This window comes from Rhodococcus sp. NPDC058521 (assembly GCF_042719695.1).
Lineage (GTDB): Bacteria > Actinomycetota > Actinomycetes > Mycobacteriales > Mycobacteriaceae > Rhodococcus_F.
Map to the genome: position 1 here is coordinate 1 of NZ_JBHXNL010000017.1, position 13,846 is coordinate 13,846.

Here is a 13,846-nt window from a genome sequence, read left to right on the forward strand (position 1 = left end):
ACATGAGATCGGGCGATACTCCACGGCCTCATCCGCCATCAACGCGCACAAACGAATCCAGTCTCACCAGCGAACCGAATCGGTGGATTCGGGCTTAGACGCCGGGGTGTGCGGAGATGCCGTCGATGAATCGGCGTACTCCGGATTCGAGCAGTGTGTCCGGGTCGTACGGGTAGCCGACCTCGATGATGCGATTGAGATTCGGAAACCCGGAGGCGGGTGCGATTCGCCTCAGCTCGCTCGTCCTGGTGTCCATCCACTCGTCGTTGGTGAGGCCGGTCTCCGCGCGGTCCGCGAGTTCCGGCTCGAGGGTCGATCCGAGTCCACGGATCAGGTTGAGTAGACAGAGATAGTCGGTGAATGCCTGCACGGGCTCCAGTCCCGCTCTGTGCAGGCTGCCGAGCATGAACTCCGACAAGGCCATTGCATTGGGCATCTCGGCGGGTCTGGTCAGAGACAGTGCGCCCGCGAACCACGGGTGTTCCACCATTACTCGCCACATCGCGTTTGCCGCGGCCGTCAGATCGCCACGCCAGTCGTCGGAAGCGTCCGGTAGGGCGATCTCTCCCATCACGCGATCGAGCATCGCGAGTTCGAGATCCTCCCGGCTGGGGACGTATCGGTACACCGCCATCGTCGGAATCTCCAGTGCAGCAGCGAGTCTGCGCATGGACACCGCAGTCAGAGACTCGGCATCCGCGATCGAGATCGCCACCTCGACCACACCCTCCGTGGTCAGAGTGGCGGGGTTGGAACCGTCCGGCTTCAGTACGACGCTGCCACGTCCGGGTTTGGATTCGATCAGCCCGGCGTCCTGGAGAATTGAGAGCACCCGGCTTGCGGTGGCCATGGCCACGTTGTGGTCGCGCATGATCGCGCGGGTCGACGGAACGGCGTCGCCTGGACCGAGCCGTCCGGTGGCAATCCGGAGGCGCAGGATCTCGGCGATCTCTTCGGCGCGGGCCATGAGCGTCCTTCCCTGGGTGCACTAGTGCACTTTCTGCAAAAGTGGATGTAAACAGCGTAGCGCCGTGCGCTTCATACGCTGTACGGTTGCCCTATGAAACCTTTGAACATCCTCATCAGCGGCGCCTCGATCGCCGGACCTGCGGCCGCACTCCTGCTTGCTCGTCAGGGGCATGCCGTCACCATCGTGGAGCGTGCTTCGGCGCTCCGGGCCGGCGGCCAGACCGTCGATCTCCGCGGTGCGGGCCGCACCGTGATCGATCGGATCGGTCTCACCGCGGCCACCGACGCTCGCCTGCTCGACCAGCGAGGCATCACGACAGTCGATGCGAAGGGTAAGCGCCACAGCGCTCTTCCGGTAGAAGCATTCGACGGCAACGGAGTCGTATCGACCCACGAGATTCTGCGCGGTGACCTCGCCGAGGCCTTGACCGCAGCTCTTCCGGAATCCGTCGAGTTCATCTGGAACGACACCGTCGTCGCGATCGACGACTCCAGCGACAGCGCAGTCGTTTCGTTCGAGAAGGAGGCGGACCGGCGGTTCGATCTCGTGATCGGGGCCGATGGTCTCGGTTCTGCGGTGCGCCGCAATGCCTTCGGTCCCGACGAGCAGAATCTGCAGCCGATCGGACTGCGCTTTGCATGGTTCACCGCAACCATCGACGACGATCTGAAAGGTTGGTACCTCATGCACAACGCTAAGGGTGGACGCGTGGTGTCGGCGCGGCCTTCCCGGACCGACAACAGGGTCAAGGCCTCGATGGCCATTCGCGGGAGCGACCCGAATCCCCTCTACGACAGGGAAAGCCAGCGACGCGTATTCGAAGAAGCTTTCGCCGACGTCGGGTGGGTCGCGCCGCAGCTGCTGGCACAGATGCACAACGCCGACGACTGGGCGTACGCAGACCTGGCGCAGGTGAAGATGGATCACTTCACAAAGGGACGGGTGGCCCTGGTGGGAGACGCTGGATATTGCCCCACCCCGCTGACCGGATTGGGTACGACGCTCGCGTTGGTCGGTGCGTACGTACTGGCGGGCGAGTTGGGGCGTGCCGGTGGCGACGTCGGCCCGGCTCTTCGCGAGTACGAACGCGTGATGCGTCCGTTCATCGAGCGGACACAGCAACTCCCGCCGGCCGGAGTCGCGGGCTACGCACCCAAGAGTCGAGTGGCAATCGCGCTCAGCCGATTCTCGTACTGGGCGATGAATCGCTGGCCGATGCGAAATATCTTGGCAAAGCAGTTCGCGAAGGCCGACGGAATCGACCTACCCGACTACGAGGCCGAAGGCGTCCGTAATTCTGCTCACGGAGCCCAATGCGCCTGATCGGGGATCGAGGTATTGAAGATTTCGTAGAACCACTGGCCGGGCAGAAGTTCGTTCATCACGTGCCAGTTGCCCCACGGATCCTGCTGGTAATACCGTTCGATGCCCGTTCCGTCGTCGTAGCAGGCGATTCCGGAAGTTCCGAACGGGCTCCAGTAGGTATCGAGGTCCGTCTGCGAGAAGTCGATCGGGGTGCGGAACAGGTGGCTACACGGGGTGAGTTCCGGGTCGTAGATGGTCGGTTGGGCGGCGGCCGGCGCGGCCAGGCCGAGCAGACCTGCGGAAAATGCTGCCGCTGTGGCCGTAGCAGCCACTCCGCGGCGGATGGTGAAACGCACGATGATGTTCCCTCCGGTTCGGGGCAGGTTCCCTCTTTACGTCGGGAGAGTGTCGATGGCCGTTACTCGGATGGCAGCGGGCTGCCATTTCGCTTCTCGGCGCATCCATCCCGGCATGAGGTCGTCTATCGCTCTTCGGTCTTCGAGGTACGAACCCGTCGCTACTTTCCTTCCGCGTTCTTCGGCCGGTATCGAAGTGCGAGCGTCCCGGACCGGAGCTCGTCGCGATCCACGAGCTCGAGTCGGGTGCGTTCGCGCAGACCGGCGAGCAAAGTCGGCCCGTGTCCGGCAAGAACCGGCTGCACGAGGAACGTGTATTCGTCGATCAACCCCAGATCTGCCAAGGCGAGGGGGAGTGTCACACCGCCGACGAACAGCCCCTGGCCCGGCTCACTCTTCAGTTGCCGAACCGATTGTTCCAAGTCGTCTCGCACCAGTTCGGCGTTCCAATCTACCTCGCTCAGCGTGCTCGACACGACGTGCTTCTTAGTCCGGTCGATGGCTTCGGCGAACGGTGTCTCCCACTCGCGCATCCAGTCGGGCCACGCGCCTGTGGACGGCCGGCGCCACGCGGATTCCATCATTTCGTAGGTGACCCGGCCGAACAGCAGGGCATCGGCGCGTTCCATCTCCGCTGTCCAGTAGCGCATCGACTCCTCGTCGGGCGGTACCCCTGCTTCGTGATGACAGCAACCGTCGAGGGTGATGTTGATCGAGTATCGAAGTGGTCTCATCGGGTGGTCCTCCCTCGACGCGCGCAGAGTGTTTTCGTTGGACCATTCTCCGCCTGTCAACGGCCGCAGGCGCGGTTTCAGGTCAGGCCACCATCGGCGCGGATGTTCTGGCCCGTAGCCCATCCGCTGTCGGGGCGAGCAAGTAGGGCAACGAGGTTGGCTATGTCGACGGGGTCATCGAAGCCGCTCCTTCCACCGCGCCCGGTTGGGCGCCGGCACGAAGGAGGTCGGTGTCGGTGGGGCCGAGCGAGATGGTGTTTGCAGTGATACCTCGGTGGCCGAGTTCGCGGGACGCGACACGGGCGACCTGTTCGACGGCGGCCTTGCTTGCTGCATAGACCGACTCCCCGGGGCTGGGCAAATGTGTGCCTACCGTGGAGATGGTGGAGTTCGCGAAGGTACCTGCGTTGACAACGAGAACATCGAGCCCAACGCCGACTTTTCGAAAGAACTCGTCTGCGGCGGAGAAGGCTGAATCGACCTGGTCCGGCTTCGCGACATCGAGCTGCGCTGCACAGGCGTGGCCGTTGTGTTCGGCGATTTCCTTCACGACCGTTTCGGCGGCCTCGGATTGTGCGCGGTAGGTGAGAACAACGGCTGCGCCGTCGGCGGCCAACCGGCGAGCGATAGCGCGGCCTATGCCGCGCGACCCGCCGATGACCAGGGCGCCGTGCCCGGCCAAGGTTGAGCGGAAGTGTCGGGGGCAGGTGAACTCGTCGAAGTGGTCATGGACGCAACGGTGGCACCGATTGCGACACGAATCGCTCCGCGATCGAAAGCCGTCGCGGTCGCCATCGCTCTGCGGACCGCAGCCGGTGCCGGCGTGGCCGATATCGAGGAAGCCGCCGGCCGCGCGTCGACCAAGCTCGAACAGTTGACTTGCTGCCGAAATCACTACGATCGCCACCCGTTACGCGAATGCAACTGTGCCGGGCAGCCCTCAGTTGGATTGACCGGCATTCTGAATCATCCGCTGCAGCACCTTGATTGTGGTGACGTAGTCGGAGTCGGCGATACCTTCGTGAATGCGGGCTCTGATGGCCGGCGCGTGCAGTTTGATCTCCGTGCGGGCCTTCTCTCCCGCCTCGGTGATCCATAGCCGGTCTCGGGTGTCGCGCGTGAGCCATCCGCGTGTCAGCAGGACCTGCGCCTCGGCCTCGAGGTCGTCTTCCGGCCTGATGTAGGAGCTCATGGCCTGCTGGAGTTCGGGGATGGTCATGCCCTCGCCATCGGGTGAAATGTCGTCCTCCGACAGGTTTCGCAGCAGCCAGAACTGCGGCTGAGTGAAGCCCAACTCGGCCTGCAGGGCCCGGGTGTACGAGATGAGGGCCTCATACGCGACCCCGGTCCAGTAGGCGGCAGGTTGAGCGGCAAGTTCCGCGTCAGCGGTGTGTTGGGTTGTCATGCAAGAAACGTAAAACCTCGAGCGTGGTTGAGGTCAAGAGTTGGCTACGCGCGGCGGCTGAGGCGGGCAGCGAGTGAGGGATGAGGGGAGAAGTAGAGAGTGGGAGAGACGAGAGAGAGCCGATGACGGGAATCGAACCCGCGTATTCAGCTTGGGAAGCTGATGTTCTACCATTGAACTACATCGGCGTGCATGATATTGGGCGCCCGTAGGCAGGCCCAACACCCTGCGGCGGCAACATTATCAGACGTCGGAGGCGTATCAGCTCGAGGGCGCGCGGTTGCCGAGAACGCAAAATTCGTTCCCTTCCGGATCCGCGAGAACCACCCACGACGACTCACCTTGACCGACGTCCACGCGCGTCGCTCCCAGTTCGAGTAGCCGGCTGACTTCGGCGGCTTGGTCGTCTGGCCGAAAGTCGAGATGAAGCCGATTGACGGTCCTCTTGCCATCCGGAACCGACAGGAACTCGATCACGGGCTGACCGCCGGGCGGAGTGATCACCACATCGCCGTCTTCGTCCTCGTCGGCGTCCCAGCCGAGGGCAGTTGCCCACCAGTGCCCGAGCCGTGTCGGGTCGAGCGAATTGACGATCACTGCTTCCCACTGAAGACCCATGTTCGAACGCTACCGTCGCACACCCGCTAACCTCTACCCGTGCTGCTCTCCGATCGTGACATCCGTGCCGAAGTCGATTCCGGACGTCTGGCAATCGACCCGTACGACCCGTCGATGGTGCAGCCGTCCTCGGTCGACGTACGTCTCGACGGTCTGTTCCGAGTCTTCAACAACACCAAGTACACGCACATCGACCCAGCTCAGCGGCAAGACGAGCTGACGTCGCTGGTCGAGCCGGGCGAGGGTGAGCCGTTCGTTCTGCACCCCGGTGAGTTCGTGCTGGGCTCCACACTCGAGGTGTGCGCCCTGCCGGACGACCTCGCAGGTCGTCTCGAAGGCAAGTCCAGCCTCGGACGCCTTGGCCTCCTCACACACTCGACGGCGGGCTTCATCGACCCGGGCTTCAACGGCCACATCACGCTCGAACTGTCCAACGTCGCAAATCTCCCGATCACACTCTGGCCGGGAATGAAGATCGGACAGCTGTGCCTCCTGCGTCTGTCGAGCGCCGCCGAGCACCCCTACGGCAGCTCGTCGGTGGGGTCGAAGTACCAGGGTCAACGTGGCCCCACGCCTTCGAAGGCCTACCTCAACTTCGTTCGCGACTGACCACGGACTTACGTCGTCGACGCACCACTGTGATGATCTCGTCCACGACCGCTTCGGTTCGCGCGTTCACGGTCGCAGCCGAATAACGCAGGACCAGCCATCCTCCGAGGACCAGCTCGTTCTGCCTGCGCCGATCGTTGGTGAAAGTGTGCGGATCGCTGTGAAACTCACGGCCGTCGATCTCCACGACCACGCGTGCCCGGTAGTCCACCAGGTCGCCGTAATACGGTCCGATCGGCGCATTGATCTCCATGAAGAACCCGCGTGCAGTCAGCCCACGTGCCACCAGCCTTTCCGGCTCCGAAGCGGTGAACGGACAGGCAGTGCGCAACTGTCGCCGCACCATGCCGATCCCATGCATGCCTTTCGGCTCGTCGCACCGCCTCCGCACAGCCGCCCAGGACAACTTGCCGCTGAGCGCCCCGTCCATCACCTTCTCCAGCTCCGAAGCGGGTAGGCACTCGGCGAGGTCGATGCACGCCTGTTCCATCGACACCACCGGAAGCCCGTACAGATGATCAGCGGGGCCGACGTCCGGTCGGCGGTGCAGCACCAGCCACTCAGGACTTCTGACCTGGGACGACATGGGCACCGTCGCTTCGACCAGCAGTGGCTCCTCGGGGAGCAGGCTCCACAGCCAGGCCGCCGCACGATGGCTCAATACAGCATCCGGTTTCCACACGATCACCGCTTTGCACCGGGTGAGGTAGTTCGGTTCGTCTACCGAATAGACGGCCGGAAGTACTCGGTGGAGGGTTCCGTTCTTCGTCCGATGGGCAATGGCGCTGCGTGTCAGCCCGGACGCGATCAACTGGGCCCGCGTGTACACCTCGATTTCCCCCACGCCCTCGACCTTGCTCGACCCACTGCCGCCAGGGAAGTGCCACCCGGGATCTGTGGATGAACGAGCCTGAGTGCACACAAATCCACATAACGACCGGGTTCCCGTCGCAAAAGGCAACTTGTGTGCACTGAGACTCATCCATACGGGGTCTAGGCTGTCGGCGTGGTCGAGCAGTTCGTGACGGTGCCCAAATCGGGCGACGCTGTGTTGTTGTATGTCCCGAACACAGTGAACAAGGGTCAGCCGATCGAACTTGTCCACTACCTGCACGGCCGTACCGGAACGTACGAGGTGATCGACGAACGCCATCATCTGCGGGATGCCCTACTCGCCGCCGGTTACGCGGTGGCGTGTCCGCAGTTGCACGGTGATCAATGGGGGAACCGTCTCGCGCAGGATGATCTGGGTGCCCTCGACGATTGGATCGCAGAACAGTGGCCGGTCAAGCGCCGGTTCGTGATTGGTGAATCCATGGGCGGCACCACTGCTGCGAACATGGTGCGTCTGCGCGAGCTCGCGGTGGACGCTGTCGTGTTCATCGCACCGTCCCTGTCCATGCAGGCAGTGTGGGACCGCAACGACGAGGCCAGGGCCTCGCTGATCGGCGCCTTCGGCGTGAATCCGGACGGCACCGATCTGAGTGCCAGGACCCGCGAGTGGGACGTGACGCGTCATGACCCGGCCGCATACGAGGGGGTCCACCTGATGGTGTTCGCCTCACCGGACGACCCCATCGCGAACGTTGCCGCTGTGACAGGGCCGTGGATGGATGCTGTTCGCGACGCGAAGGCTCAGGTGTACTTCACCGAGGTCTCGGGCGACCACGTGTCGGACGATCATTTCCGTCCGGACGACGTGGTCGCCTTCTTCGACTCGTTCTGATCAGTTCTGTTCGAGCGTGCGGCTCATCCCACGCGCGACCGCTGCCGCGATGCCCGGCCGCAGCTCTGCAGCGGGGACGATGTGGTGGACCGAACCGACCTCACGTGCCCGCTCGATGTTGTGGATGGCCTCGAACTCCTTGGCCACTTCGCCGAGTTTGGCGGAGCGCGCAGCGACCCGCTGTTCCTGGAGTTCTACACCAAGGCGAGCCTGTTCGCTCTCGTCGCCGGCTGCGGCGAGAGCGACCTCGAGTTCCTTGACCGTGGGGTCGGCCTTGGTGCGGGCGTTGACCTCGCGGGTGAACACGACGGCAGCAGCGGGAGCACCACCGAGGACGGACGCGAAGGAGCCCTCCACAGCAAGGACTTCCATGTTGTCGTTGAGCGCACCGGAGAACACCACGAACGCACCGCCGTGGTAGCGGGACACCACGCAGAACACGATCGGACCGTCGAAGTTGACTATGGCCCTACCGATTTCGGCGCCGTACTCGAGCTGGATGTTGCGCAGCGACTCGGGTGAGCCGTCGAATCCGGAAAGGTTGGCCAGCACGACGACGGGCCGGTTGCCGCTCGCCGCGTTGATGGCGCGTGCCGTCTTCTTCGACGAGTGCGGGAACAGGGTGCCCGACGTCCACTGGTCCGGTCCGTCCGTAGGGAATCGTCCCTTGCGGGGGATGGCCCGCGATTCGATGCCGATCACAGTGACGGGGTTGCCGTCGAGGTGGGCGTCGAACACCACCGATGTGTCGGCGCCGGCCATGTCGGCCCACCGCTCGAGTACGCCGTGGTCCTGGTCGACCACCGAGCGCATGACGGTGCGAATGTCGAACGGCTTCTTGCGTTCCGGGTTCGTCTCCGCCGAGAAGATGTCGCCGACGGTGGTGAAGTCGCTAGAGGGGTGCACGTGCGGGTAGGAACGCACGTCACGTTCGATGGGGTCGGTGGTCTCGGCCTTGCGTGGGAACCGCTCACCGGGGGCGAGGTAGGCGTGCTCGTAGTGTGCGAACAGAATCCCGCATGCGGCAGTGAGATTCGGTGCCCAGTACTGGGCCTGGCCGTTCGGCCCCATTACGCGGTCGTAGCCACCGATACCGAAGTTGTCTTCGGCGGACACACCGCCGGAGTAGTCGAGTGACTGCTTGCCGGTGAGGACCATGGCGCTGTCCGGGGTCATCACGAGGATGCCCTTGGTGTGCGTGAGCATGGTGGCCTCGGCGTTCCAGTACGGCTGCGCCCCGACGTTGATACCCGCGACGACGACGTTGATCTCGCCACCGTTCTGCGTGAACGTCACGATGCGGCGAAGCGCACGCGAGACCCAGTCCATGTTCTCGGTGCCACTGTCCATCGAGATGGTGGCGCCGGACGAGAGGGCAAACCATTCGACCGGAGCGCCGAGCTTCTCGGCCAGGTCGATAGCGGCGACGATGCGTGAGCATTCGGCTTCGGCGACGGTCCCGAGAGCCTTCGTCGGATCACCGAACAGGGCAACACGTTTCATGCCCTCCGGGTAACGCTCGGTAGGCGTGGTCACCAGGCCGACGACGATGCCTGCCTTGTTCTTCCCGTACGGACGTTCGACCGGAACCAGGGTTCCCAGCGCGTCGAAGTCATACTCCTCGAATGTGCCACCCCGACCCGTGAGCTGGGGGATCAACTCGTACGGGTACACGGTTCCACGGGCGCGGGAACGCTTGACCTTCTGGGTGTACTCGTCCAACGGTTGCATGGGTTCGGTGGGCGGGTCGGTGATGTCGACGACCACTCCAGCGCCCGAGCGGTAGGTGAACCGCATCGCGACCTCGCGCGGATCGCTGTCCGGGGTCTCGCGGAATCGGCCCATGATGATGATCTGCTCGAGACCGGCGCCGAGGGTGAGTCGGGCGGCGTTGTGTGCGACGATCTCGATCTGGTCGGCCGGAATGTCGAGCACGGGCCAGGCGTAGAGCACCACACGGTTCGCGTCGAGACGGCGGCTGTTGCCGCGAAGTGCCTGTTCCCGGCGAATTCCGTCGAGGCAGGCCGCGAGGGTGCGCTCGATCGCCGGCATGGCGACGATGTCACCGGACTCGTCGTATTGGGGGCTGAGGTCGCGGATCTCGGCGAGTGCGATGAGGCGCTCGTCGTCCGGGTTGTCCTTGCCGACGAGGCGGTAGAGGTAGGTGTCGGGAGCTGCGGGCAGTCTCGTCCCGGTGAAATTCTTGAACCGCCACAGGTCGAGGCGCTGCCCGGTGAGGGGGTGCATGTCCCTGATGGACAGGTCCTCTTGGAGGCCGGACGGTCCGGGCCGGAACGTGAACTGATGTTCTCCCGATTCGGACACGCCCAGCACGGTCACGGTGAAGCGGCGATTTGCGGAGATCTGCTGTCCGGCAGCGATCTTCGTCAGCAGTGCGGCCGACATGTCGTCGGCGTCGGCAGGCGCGTCCGGCCACGAGAGGTACAGATCCGCGACCAGCGTGAGCGCGGGCGCGGTGTCCGGGGTGAGGCTCGCGATGCCGGTGAGCGTGGTGTCGAGTGTGTCGAAATCGCTGATTGTCGACACGAGGTGGAGCTGCTCGCCCCGCAATTCGAAATTGCCGGTGACGAAGGGTTTTCCGTCCTGCTCGAATGTCTTGACGTCCAGCAGGGTACGGATTCGGTAGTAACGGCGCGTGGTTGCCTCGAGCAGTGCACACAGATCCGAACCGCCCTTGGCGATGCGCTGTGCCAGAAGCGCATTGAGTGGCTCGGGCACGGCAGCAAGGGCCTCGACGCGTTCGACGTAGTCGGCGGCGTCGGGTTCTTCGGACAGGTAGGCGAGGCTTCCGCGCACTCGGTCGTAAACCTTCTGACGAGCATCCCGGATGTGCGGCTCCTCGAAGAAGCGGTATCGCAGGTTGCGGGCGACGTCACCGATCAGCGGGTAGCGGACCTGGGTCGCGAGAATGAGGCGATCGAGGACGTCCGAGATGTCTTGTGCCCCGTCGGGGGTGGTGCTCTTGGTGAGCCACCGCTCGAGCAGTGACGCGACGACGGGGATCTGGTTGTCCATGCGCTGCTGAGCGAGAAACAGTCGGTAGACCGCTTCCTCGACCTCCGCGGTGCGCTCCAGTTCGGTCACCTCGTAATGAGTGAGTGCCTGAGAGAGCTTGGTACGGAACGCTTCCGGGAGCCCCTCGCGTTCGGCATCGAGCGAATGCAGGTACGTGTGGAAGTGCTCACGCGGGCTGTGAACACCTTCGGGTGAACGTTCCTCTTCGGGTGCCGGACGGTTACGCGAGAGCTCGCACACGTCTGCGAACGTGTTGAGCAGTGACAATTCGGCCTGCACGAGCGTGCGGTCGTTCGCGGGCAGTTCGTCGCACAGGGCGTCGTACTCGGCCAGCAGCGCGCTGGCGCGATCGGCGCTGACGTCGTATCCGGTCATCATCGCGCCGAGCGAACGCAACCGGGCGAGTGCGTCGCCGAGTGCGTCCGGGCTCGCGACCGGGACCGGGAGATCGAATTCGACGCGAGGGATGTGTGAGGTGGTCGTCTCCTCGGTGATCTGGTCGACCCGCAGCAAAGCGGCACCGGCGTCCACCTGTGCGTTGACCGTGCCGAGGATCTCGCGAACCGTGCCCGCATAGGGTGCGCGGATCGCCGTTTCCATCTTCATGGACTCGAGGACGACCAGGGTGGCGCCGGCCTCGACCTCGTCACCGACGGCCACGGGCACCGCAACGACCACGGCAGGTGCCGAGGCGCGGACCACGCCTGCTTCGTCCTGGCTGACCTGATGGCTGACGCCGTCGACCTCCACCAGGTACCCGGTGGGGCCGGCGACGGTGACGATCTGGTGGCGGCGGCCGCCGATCGTCAGTCGTGCCTCGAAGTCGCCGAGCCGGTCGAGTTCGACCTCCACGGCTCCGCTGTCGCCGTCGACGAGGTAGTGGTGCGGACCGATCTGGCCGACCTTCAGCTTGTACGCCTGGCCCTGGTAGCTGAGCTCGACCTTCCTGCCGATGGTGTGGTTGGCCCGTGGGCGGCCACCGCGGGCGGAGGAGAGGAACGATGTGCGTTCGAGTGCCTCCTCGGAGTCGTAGACCTCGATGGCGCCTGCGATCAGAGCGACGTCGGCGACCTTGCTTGGCGCCGTGGGCTCACCGGCGCCGGAACGATCGAGCCACCCGGTGTCGGCGCTGGCCGAAATGACCTCGTCGCGGTCGAGAAGGTCGAGGAGGAAGGACTTGGTGGTGGTGCCGCCGTCGAGAACGACGGTGGTCTCGCGCAGGGCGTTGCGCAGCCGTGCCAGCGCCTCCGAGCGGTCGCGCCCCCACGCGATGATCTTGGCGACCATGGAGTCGTAGTCGGGCGGGATAACGTCGCCGGAGGCGATGCCGGTGTCGACGCGGATGCCGGAGCCGAGCGGGAACTTGAGCAGCTGCACCGTGCCGGGTGCCGGGGCGAACCCGTTGTCGGCGTCCTCGGCGTTCAGGCGCGCCTCGACGGCATGTCCGAACTCCGATGGGCACTCGCCGACCAGAGGGTCGCCGCCGGCAACCTGAATCTGCAGCTTCACCAGGTCCAGACCCGTGGTCGCCTCGGTGATGGGGTGCTCGACCTGCAGGCGGGTATTGACCTCGAGGAACGTGAAGATCTTCTGCTCGGGCTGGTACAGGTACTCGACAGTGGCCGCACCGCAGTACCCGGCAGCACGCACCAGATCAGCGGACACCGAGCGCAGGTGATCGGACTGCTCCTGGCTGAGCAGGGGGGAGCTGGACTCCTCGATGACCTTCTGGTTCTTGCGCTGAATGGAGCAGTCACGCACACCCGGCGCCCACACGTTGCCGTGCGCGTCCGCGATGACCTGAACCTCCACGTGGCGGGCATCGGTGACGAGACGTTCGAGGAAGACCACCGGGTCGCCGAACGAGCGCAGCGCCTCACCCTGGGTGCGTTCGAGGGCGAGCTCGAGTTCGTCCTCCGTCCACACCTTGCGGATACCACGGCCACCGCCACCGCTGCGTGCCTTGATGATCAGGGGGTAGCCAATGGCGTGTGCGTGCCGACGCGCATCGGAGCGAGTGTCGACAGGGCCGCCGCTCCACGGCGCCACCGGCACTCCGACCTTCTCGGCCAGCAGCTTCGCCTCGACCTTGTCACCGAGCAGACGCATCGCATCCGCAGAAGGACCGATGAACGTGATGCCCAGTTTCGTCACCAATTCGGCGAACGCGGGGTCCTCGGCCACGAAGCCCCAGCCCACCCACACGGCGTCGGCCCTCGACTCGATCAGGGCGCGCTCGAGTTCTGCGTGGTCCAGGTAGGGGTTGCCGGCGGTCTCACGCAGACATACCGTGTCGTCGGCCTGCCGTACGAACATCGCGCGCCGCTCGGCCTCGGTGTGGAGAGCGATCGTCGTGATGTCGTGGTCGTGCTCGGCATTGAGCTCGCGTACCGCACGAATGAGCCGGACCGCCGACTCGCCACGATTGACCACTGCAATCCGCTTGAACATCCACTGCCACCGTTTCTCGTTGTTTACTCCGGCGGACGTGCACGCACGCACGCGTACACACCGACCGCAACCGACTAGTTGATCAGATCGACCGCGCACGTCGTCTGGAGACGAATGCACGGCGGCACGACGTATGTCGCGCCGATCGCAAGGAAAGTTACCGATTGTCGATCTGTACCGGATCGGAACTGTCGACTTCCCACCCTGATTTCGGTTCCCTTGCGAGCTATTGCTCGTATGCAAGCATGCAGTATTTTTTCACACTTGTCATGTTGTCAACACCTAGAGATTGTGCCTCTGAATTGTGTACCTGCACAAAATGATTCAACGTCACATATGTGGACGAAGGTACCGTTCCGGCACTACTCGCTGGTAGGTTTTATTGCTACTTGTGAGTAGTTATTCAGAGGGGCGAGACGGTTTCGAGCGGAAACGGCACAAGCCCCCGGCCTGAGGCCAGGGGCTTGTGCCGTGTGCGGATGTGCGTCCTAGACGTTCCTGGACTTCTCCAGGCCCAGGATTGCGTAGAAGAAGTTCCTGATGGCGGCGAACTTCTCGTTGGTGAGGTCGATCGCCTCGCGCAGCGACTTGTCGAGTGCGGTGTCGGACATGGTTCTTGCTCCCTCCGGTGTGGTG

The 13,846-nt window shown here is 64.2% G+C and carries 12 protein-coding genes and 1 tRNA gene; 3 read left to right on the plus strand and 10 right to left on the minus strand.

Annotation, left to right across the window (positions count from 1 at the left end; all coding sequences use genetic code 11):
* Window positions 1-94 precede the first annotated feature (94 nt).
* Window positions 95-967: a TetR/AcrR family transcriptional regulator C-terminal domain-containing protein gene (locus ACFWO3_RS20035; protein ID WP_378581036.1), complete on the minus strand. Its 873-nt coding sequence runs from the start codon at window positions 965-967 to the stop codon at window positions 95-97.
* Between the two features lie 93 nt (window positions 968-1,060).
* Here ACFWO3_RS20035 and ACFWO3_RS20040 point away from each other — a divergent pair, with 93 nt between their 5' ends.
* Complete coding sequence (locus tag ACFWO3_RS20040) at window positions 1,061-2,293, plus strand: FAD-dependent monooxygenase (protein WP_378581037.1); 1,233 nt, start codon at window positions 1,061-1,063, stop codon at window positions 2,291-2,293.
* On the opposite strand, the gene ACFWO3_RS20045 is transcribed toward ACFWO3_RS20040, so the two are convergent.
* The 6 genes from ACFWO3_RS20045 to ACFWO3_RS20070 form a co-directional block, all read right to left on the minus strand.
* Window positions 2,272-2,631, minus strand: a complete 360-nt coding sequence (locus ACFWO3_RS20045) for a hypothetical protein (protein ID WP_378581039.1) — start codon at window positions 2,629-2,631, stop codon at window positions 2,272-2,274. The two genes, ACFWO3_RS20040 and ACFWO3_RS20045, sit on opposite strands and share 22 nt — an antisense overlap.
* A gap of 161 nt (window positions 2,632-2,792) precedes the next feature.
* On the minus strand, window positions 2,793-3,365 hold the full coding sequence (locus ACFWO3_RS20050; protein ID WP_378581040.1) for a dihydrofolate reductase family protein: 573 nt from the start codon (window positions 3,363-3,365) through the stop codon (window positions 2,793-2,795).
* Between the two features lie 160 nt (window positions 3,366-3,525).
* On the minus strand, window positions 3,526-4,047 hold the full coding sequence (locus ACFWO3_RS20055) for an SDR family NAD(P)-dependent oxidoreductase (protein ID WP_378581041.1): 522 nt from the start codon (window positions 4,045-4,047) through the stop codon (window positions 3,526-3,528).
* A gap of 258 nt (window positions 4,048-4,305) precedes the next feature.
* Window positions 4,306-4,770, minus strand: a complete 465-nt coding sequence (locus ACFWO3_RS20060; protein ID WP_378581042.1) for a MarR family transcriptional regulator — start codon at window positions 4,768-4,770, stop codon at window positions 4,306-4,308.
* Between the two features lie 117 nt (window positions 4,771-4,887).
* Window positions 4,888-4,958: transfer RNA gene (locus ACFWO3_RS20065), tRNA-Gly, on the minus strand.
* Between the two features lie 73 nt (window positions 4,959-5,031).
* Window positions 5,032-5,388, minus strand: a complete 357-nt coding sequence (locus ACFWO3_RS20070) for a VOC family protein (RefSeq protein ID WP_378581044.1) — start codon at window positions 5,386-5,388, stop codon at window positions 5,032-5,034.
* Between the two features lie 39 nt (window positions 5,389-5,427).
* On the opposite strand from ACFWO3_RS20070, the gene dcd reads away from it, so the two are divergent.
* Complete coding sequence (gene dcd / locus ACFWO3_RS20075; protein WP_378581046.1) at window positions 5,428-5,997, plus strand: dCTP deaminase; 570 nt, start codon at window positions 5,428-5,430, stop codon at window positions 5,995-5,997.
* Here the strand turns inward: dcd and ACFWO3_RS20080 are convergent.
* Window positions 5,978-6,841 (minus strand): DUF559 domain-containing protein, encoded by an 864-nt coding sequence (locus ACFWO3_RS20080; RefSeq protein WP_378581048.1) that lies wholly within the window; start codon window positions 6,839-6,841, stop codon window positions 5,978-5,980. The genes dcd and ACFWO3_RS20080 overlap by 20 nt on opposite strands.
* Before the next feature lie 162 nt (window positions 6,842-7,003).
* On the opposite strand from ACFWO3_RS20080, the gene ACFWO3_RS20085 reads away from it, so the two are divergent.
* Window positions 7,004-7,723 carry an alpha/beta hydrolase gene (locus ACFWO3_RS20085; RefSeq protein ID WP_378581049.1) on the plus strand — a complete coding sequence of 240 codons (720 nt, stop codon included), beginning with the start codon at window positions 7,004-7,006 and terminating at the stop codon, window positions 7,721-7,723.
* Here ACFWO3_RS20085 and ACFWO3_RS20090 read toward each other — a convergent pair whose 3' ends face one another.
* Complete coding sequence (locus ACFWO3_RS20090; protein ID WP_378581051.1) at window positions 7,724-13,210, minus strand: carboxyl transferase domain-containing protein; 5,487 nt, start codon at window positions 13,208-13,210, stop codon at window positions 7,724-7,726.
* Between the two features lie 488 nt (window positions 13,211-13,698).
* Complete coding sequence (locus ACFWO3_RS20095; RefSeq protein ID WP_378581053.1) at window positions 13,699-13,821, minus strand: hypothetical protein; 123 nt, start codon at window positions 13,819-13,821, stop codon at window positions 13,699-13,701.
* Between the last annotated feature and the right edge of the window lie 25 nt (window positions 13,822-13,846).

Bases quoted from the DNA above. Each gene is read 5' to 3' on its own strand.
- ACFWO3_RS20070 (WP_378581044.1), bottom strand. From the start codon at position 5,388: ATGGGTCTTCAGTGGGAAGCAGTGATCGTCAATTCGCTCGACCCGACA.
- ACFWO3_RS20060 (WP_378581042.1), bottom strand. From the start codon at position 4,770: ATGACAACCCAACACACCGCTGACGCGGAACTTGCCGCTCAACCTGCC.
- ACFWO3_RS20050 (WP_378581040.1), bottom strand. From the start codon at position 3,365: ATGAGACCACTTCGATACTCGATCAACATCACCCTCGACGGTTGCTGT.
- ACFWO3_RS20040 (WP_378581037.1), top strand. From the start codon at position 1,061: ATGAAACCTTTGAACATCCTCATCAGCGGCGCCTCGATCGCCGGACCT.
- ACFWO3_RS20095 (WP_378581053.1), bottom strand. From the start codon at position 13,821: ATGTCCGACACCGCACTCGACAAGTCGCTGCGCGAGGCGATCGACCTC.
- ACFWO3_RS20090 (WP_378581051.1), bottom strand. From the start codon at position 13,210: ATGTTCAAGCGGATTGCAGTGGTCAATCGTGGCGAGTCGGCGGTCCGG.
- ACFWO3_RS20035 (WP_378581036.1), bottom strand. From the start codon at position 967: ATGGCCCGCGCCGAAGAGATCGCCGAGATCCTGCGCCTCCGGATTGCC.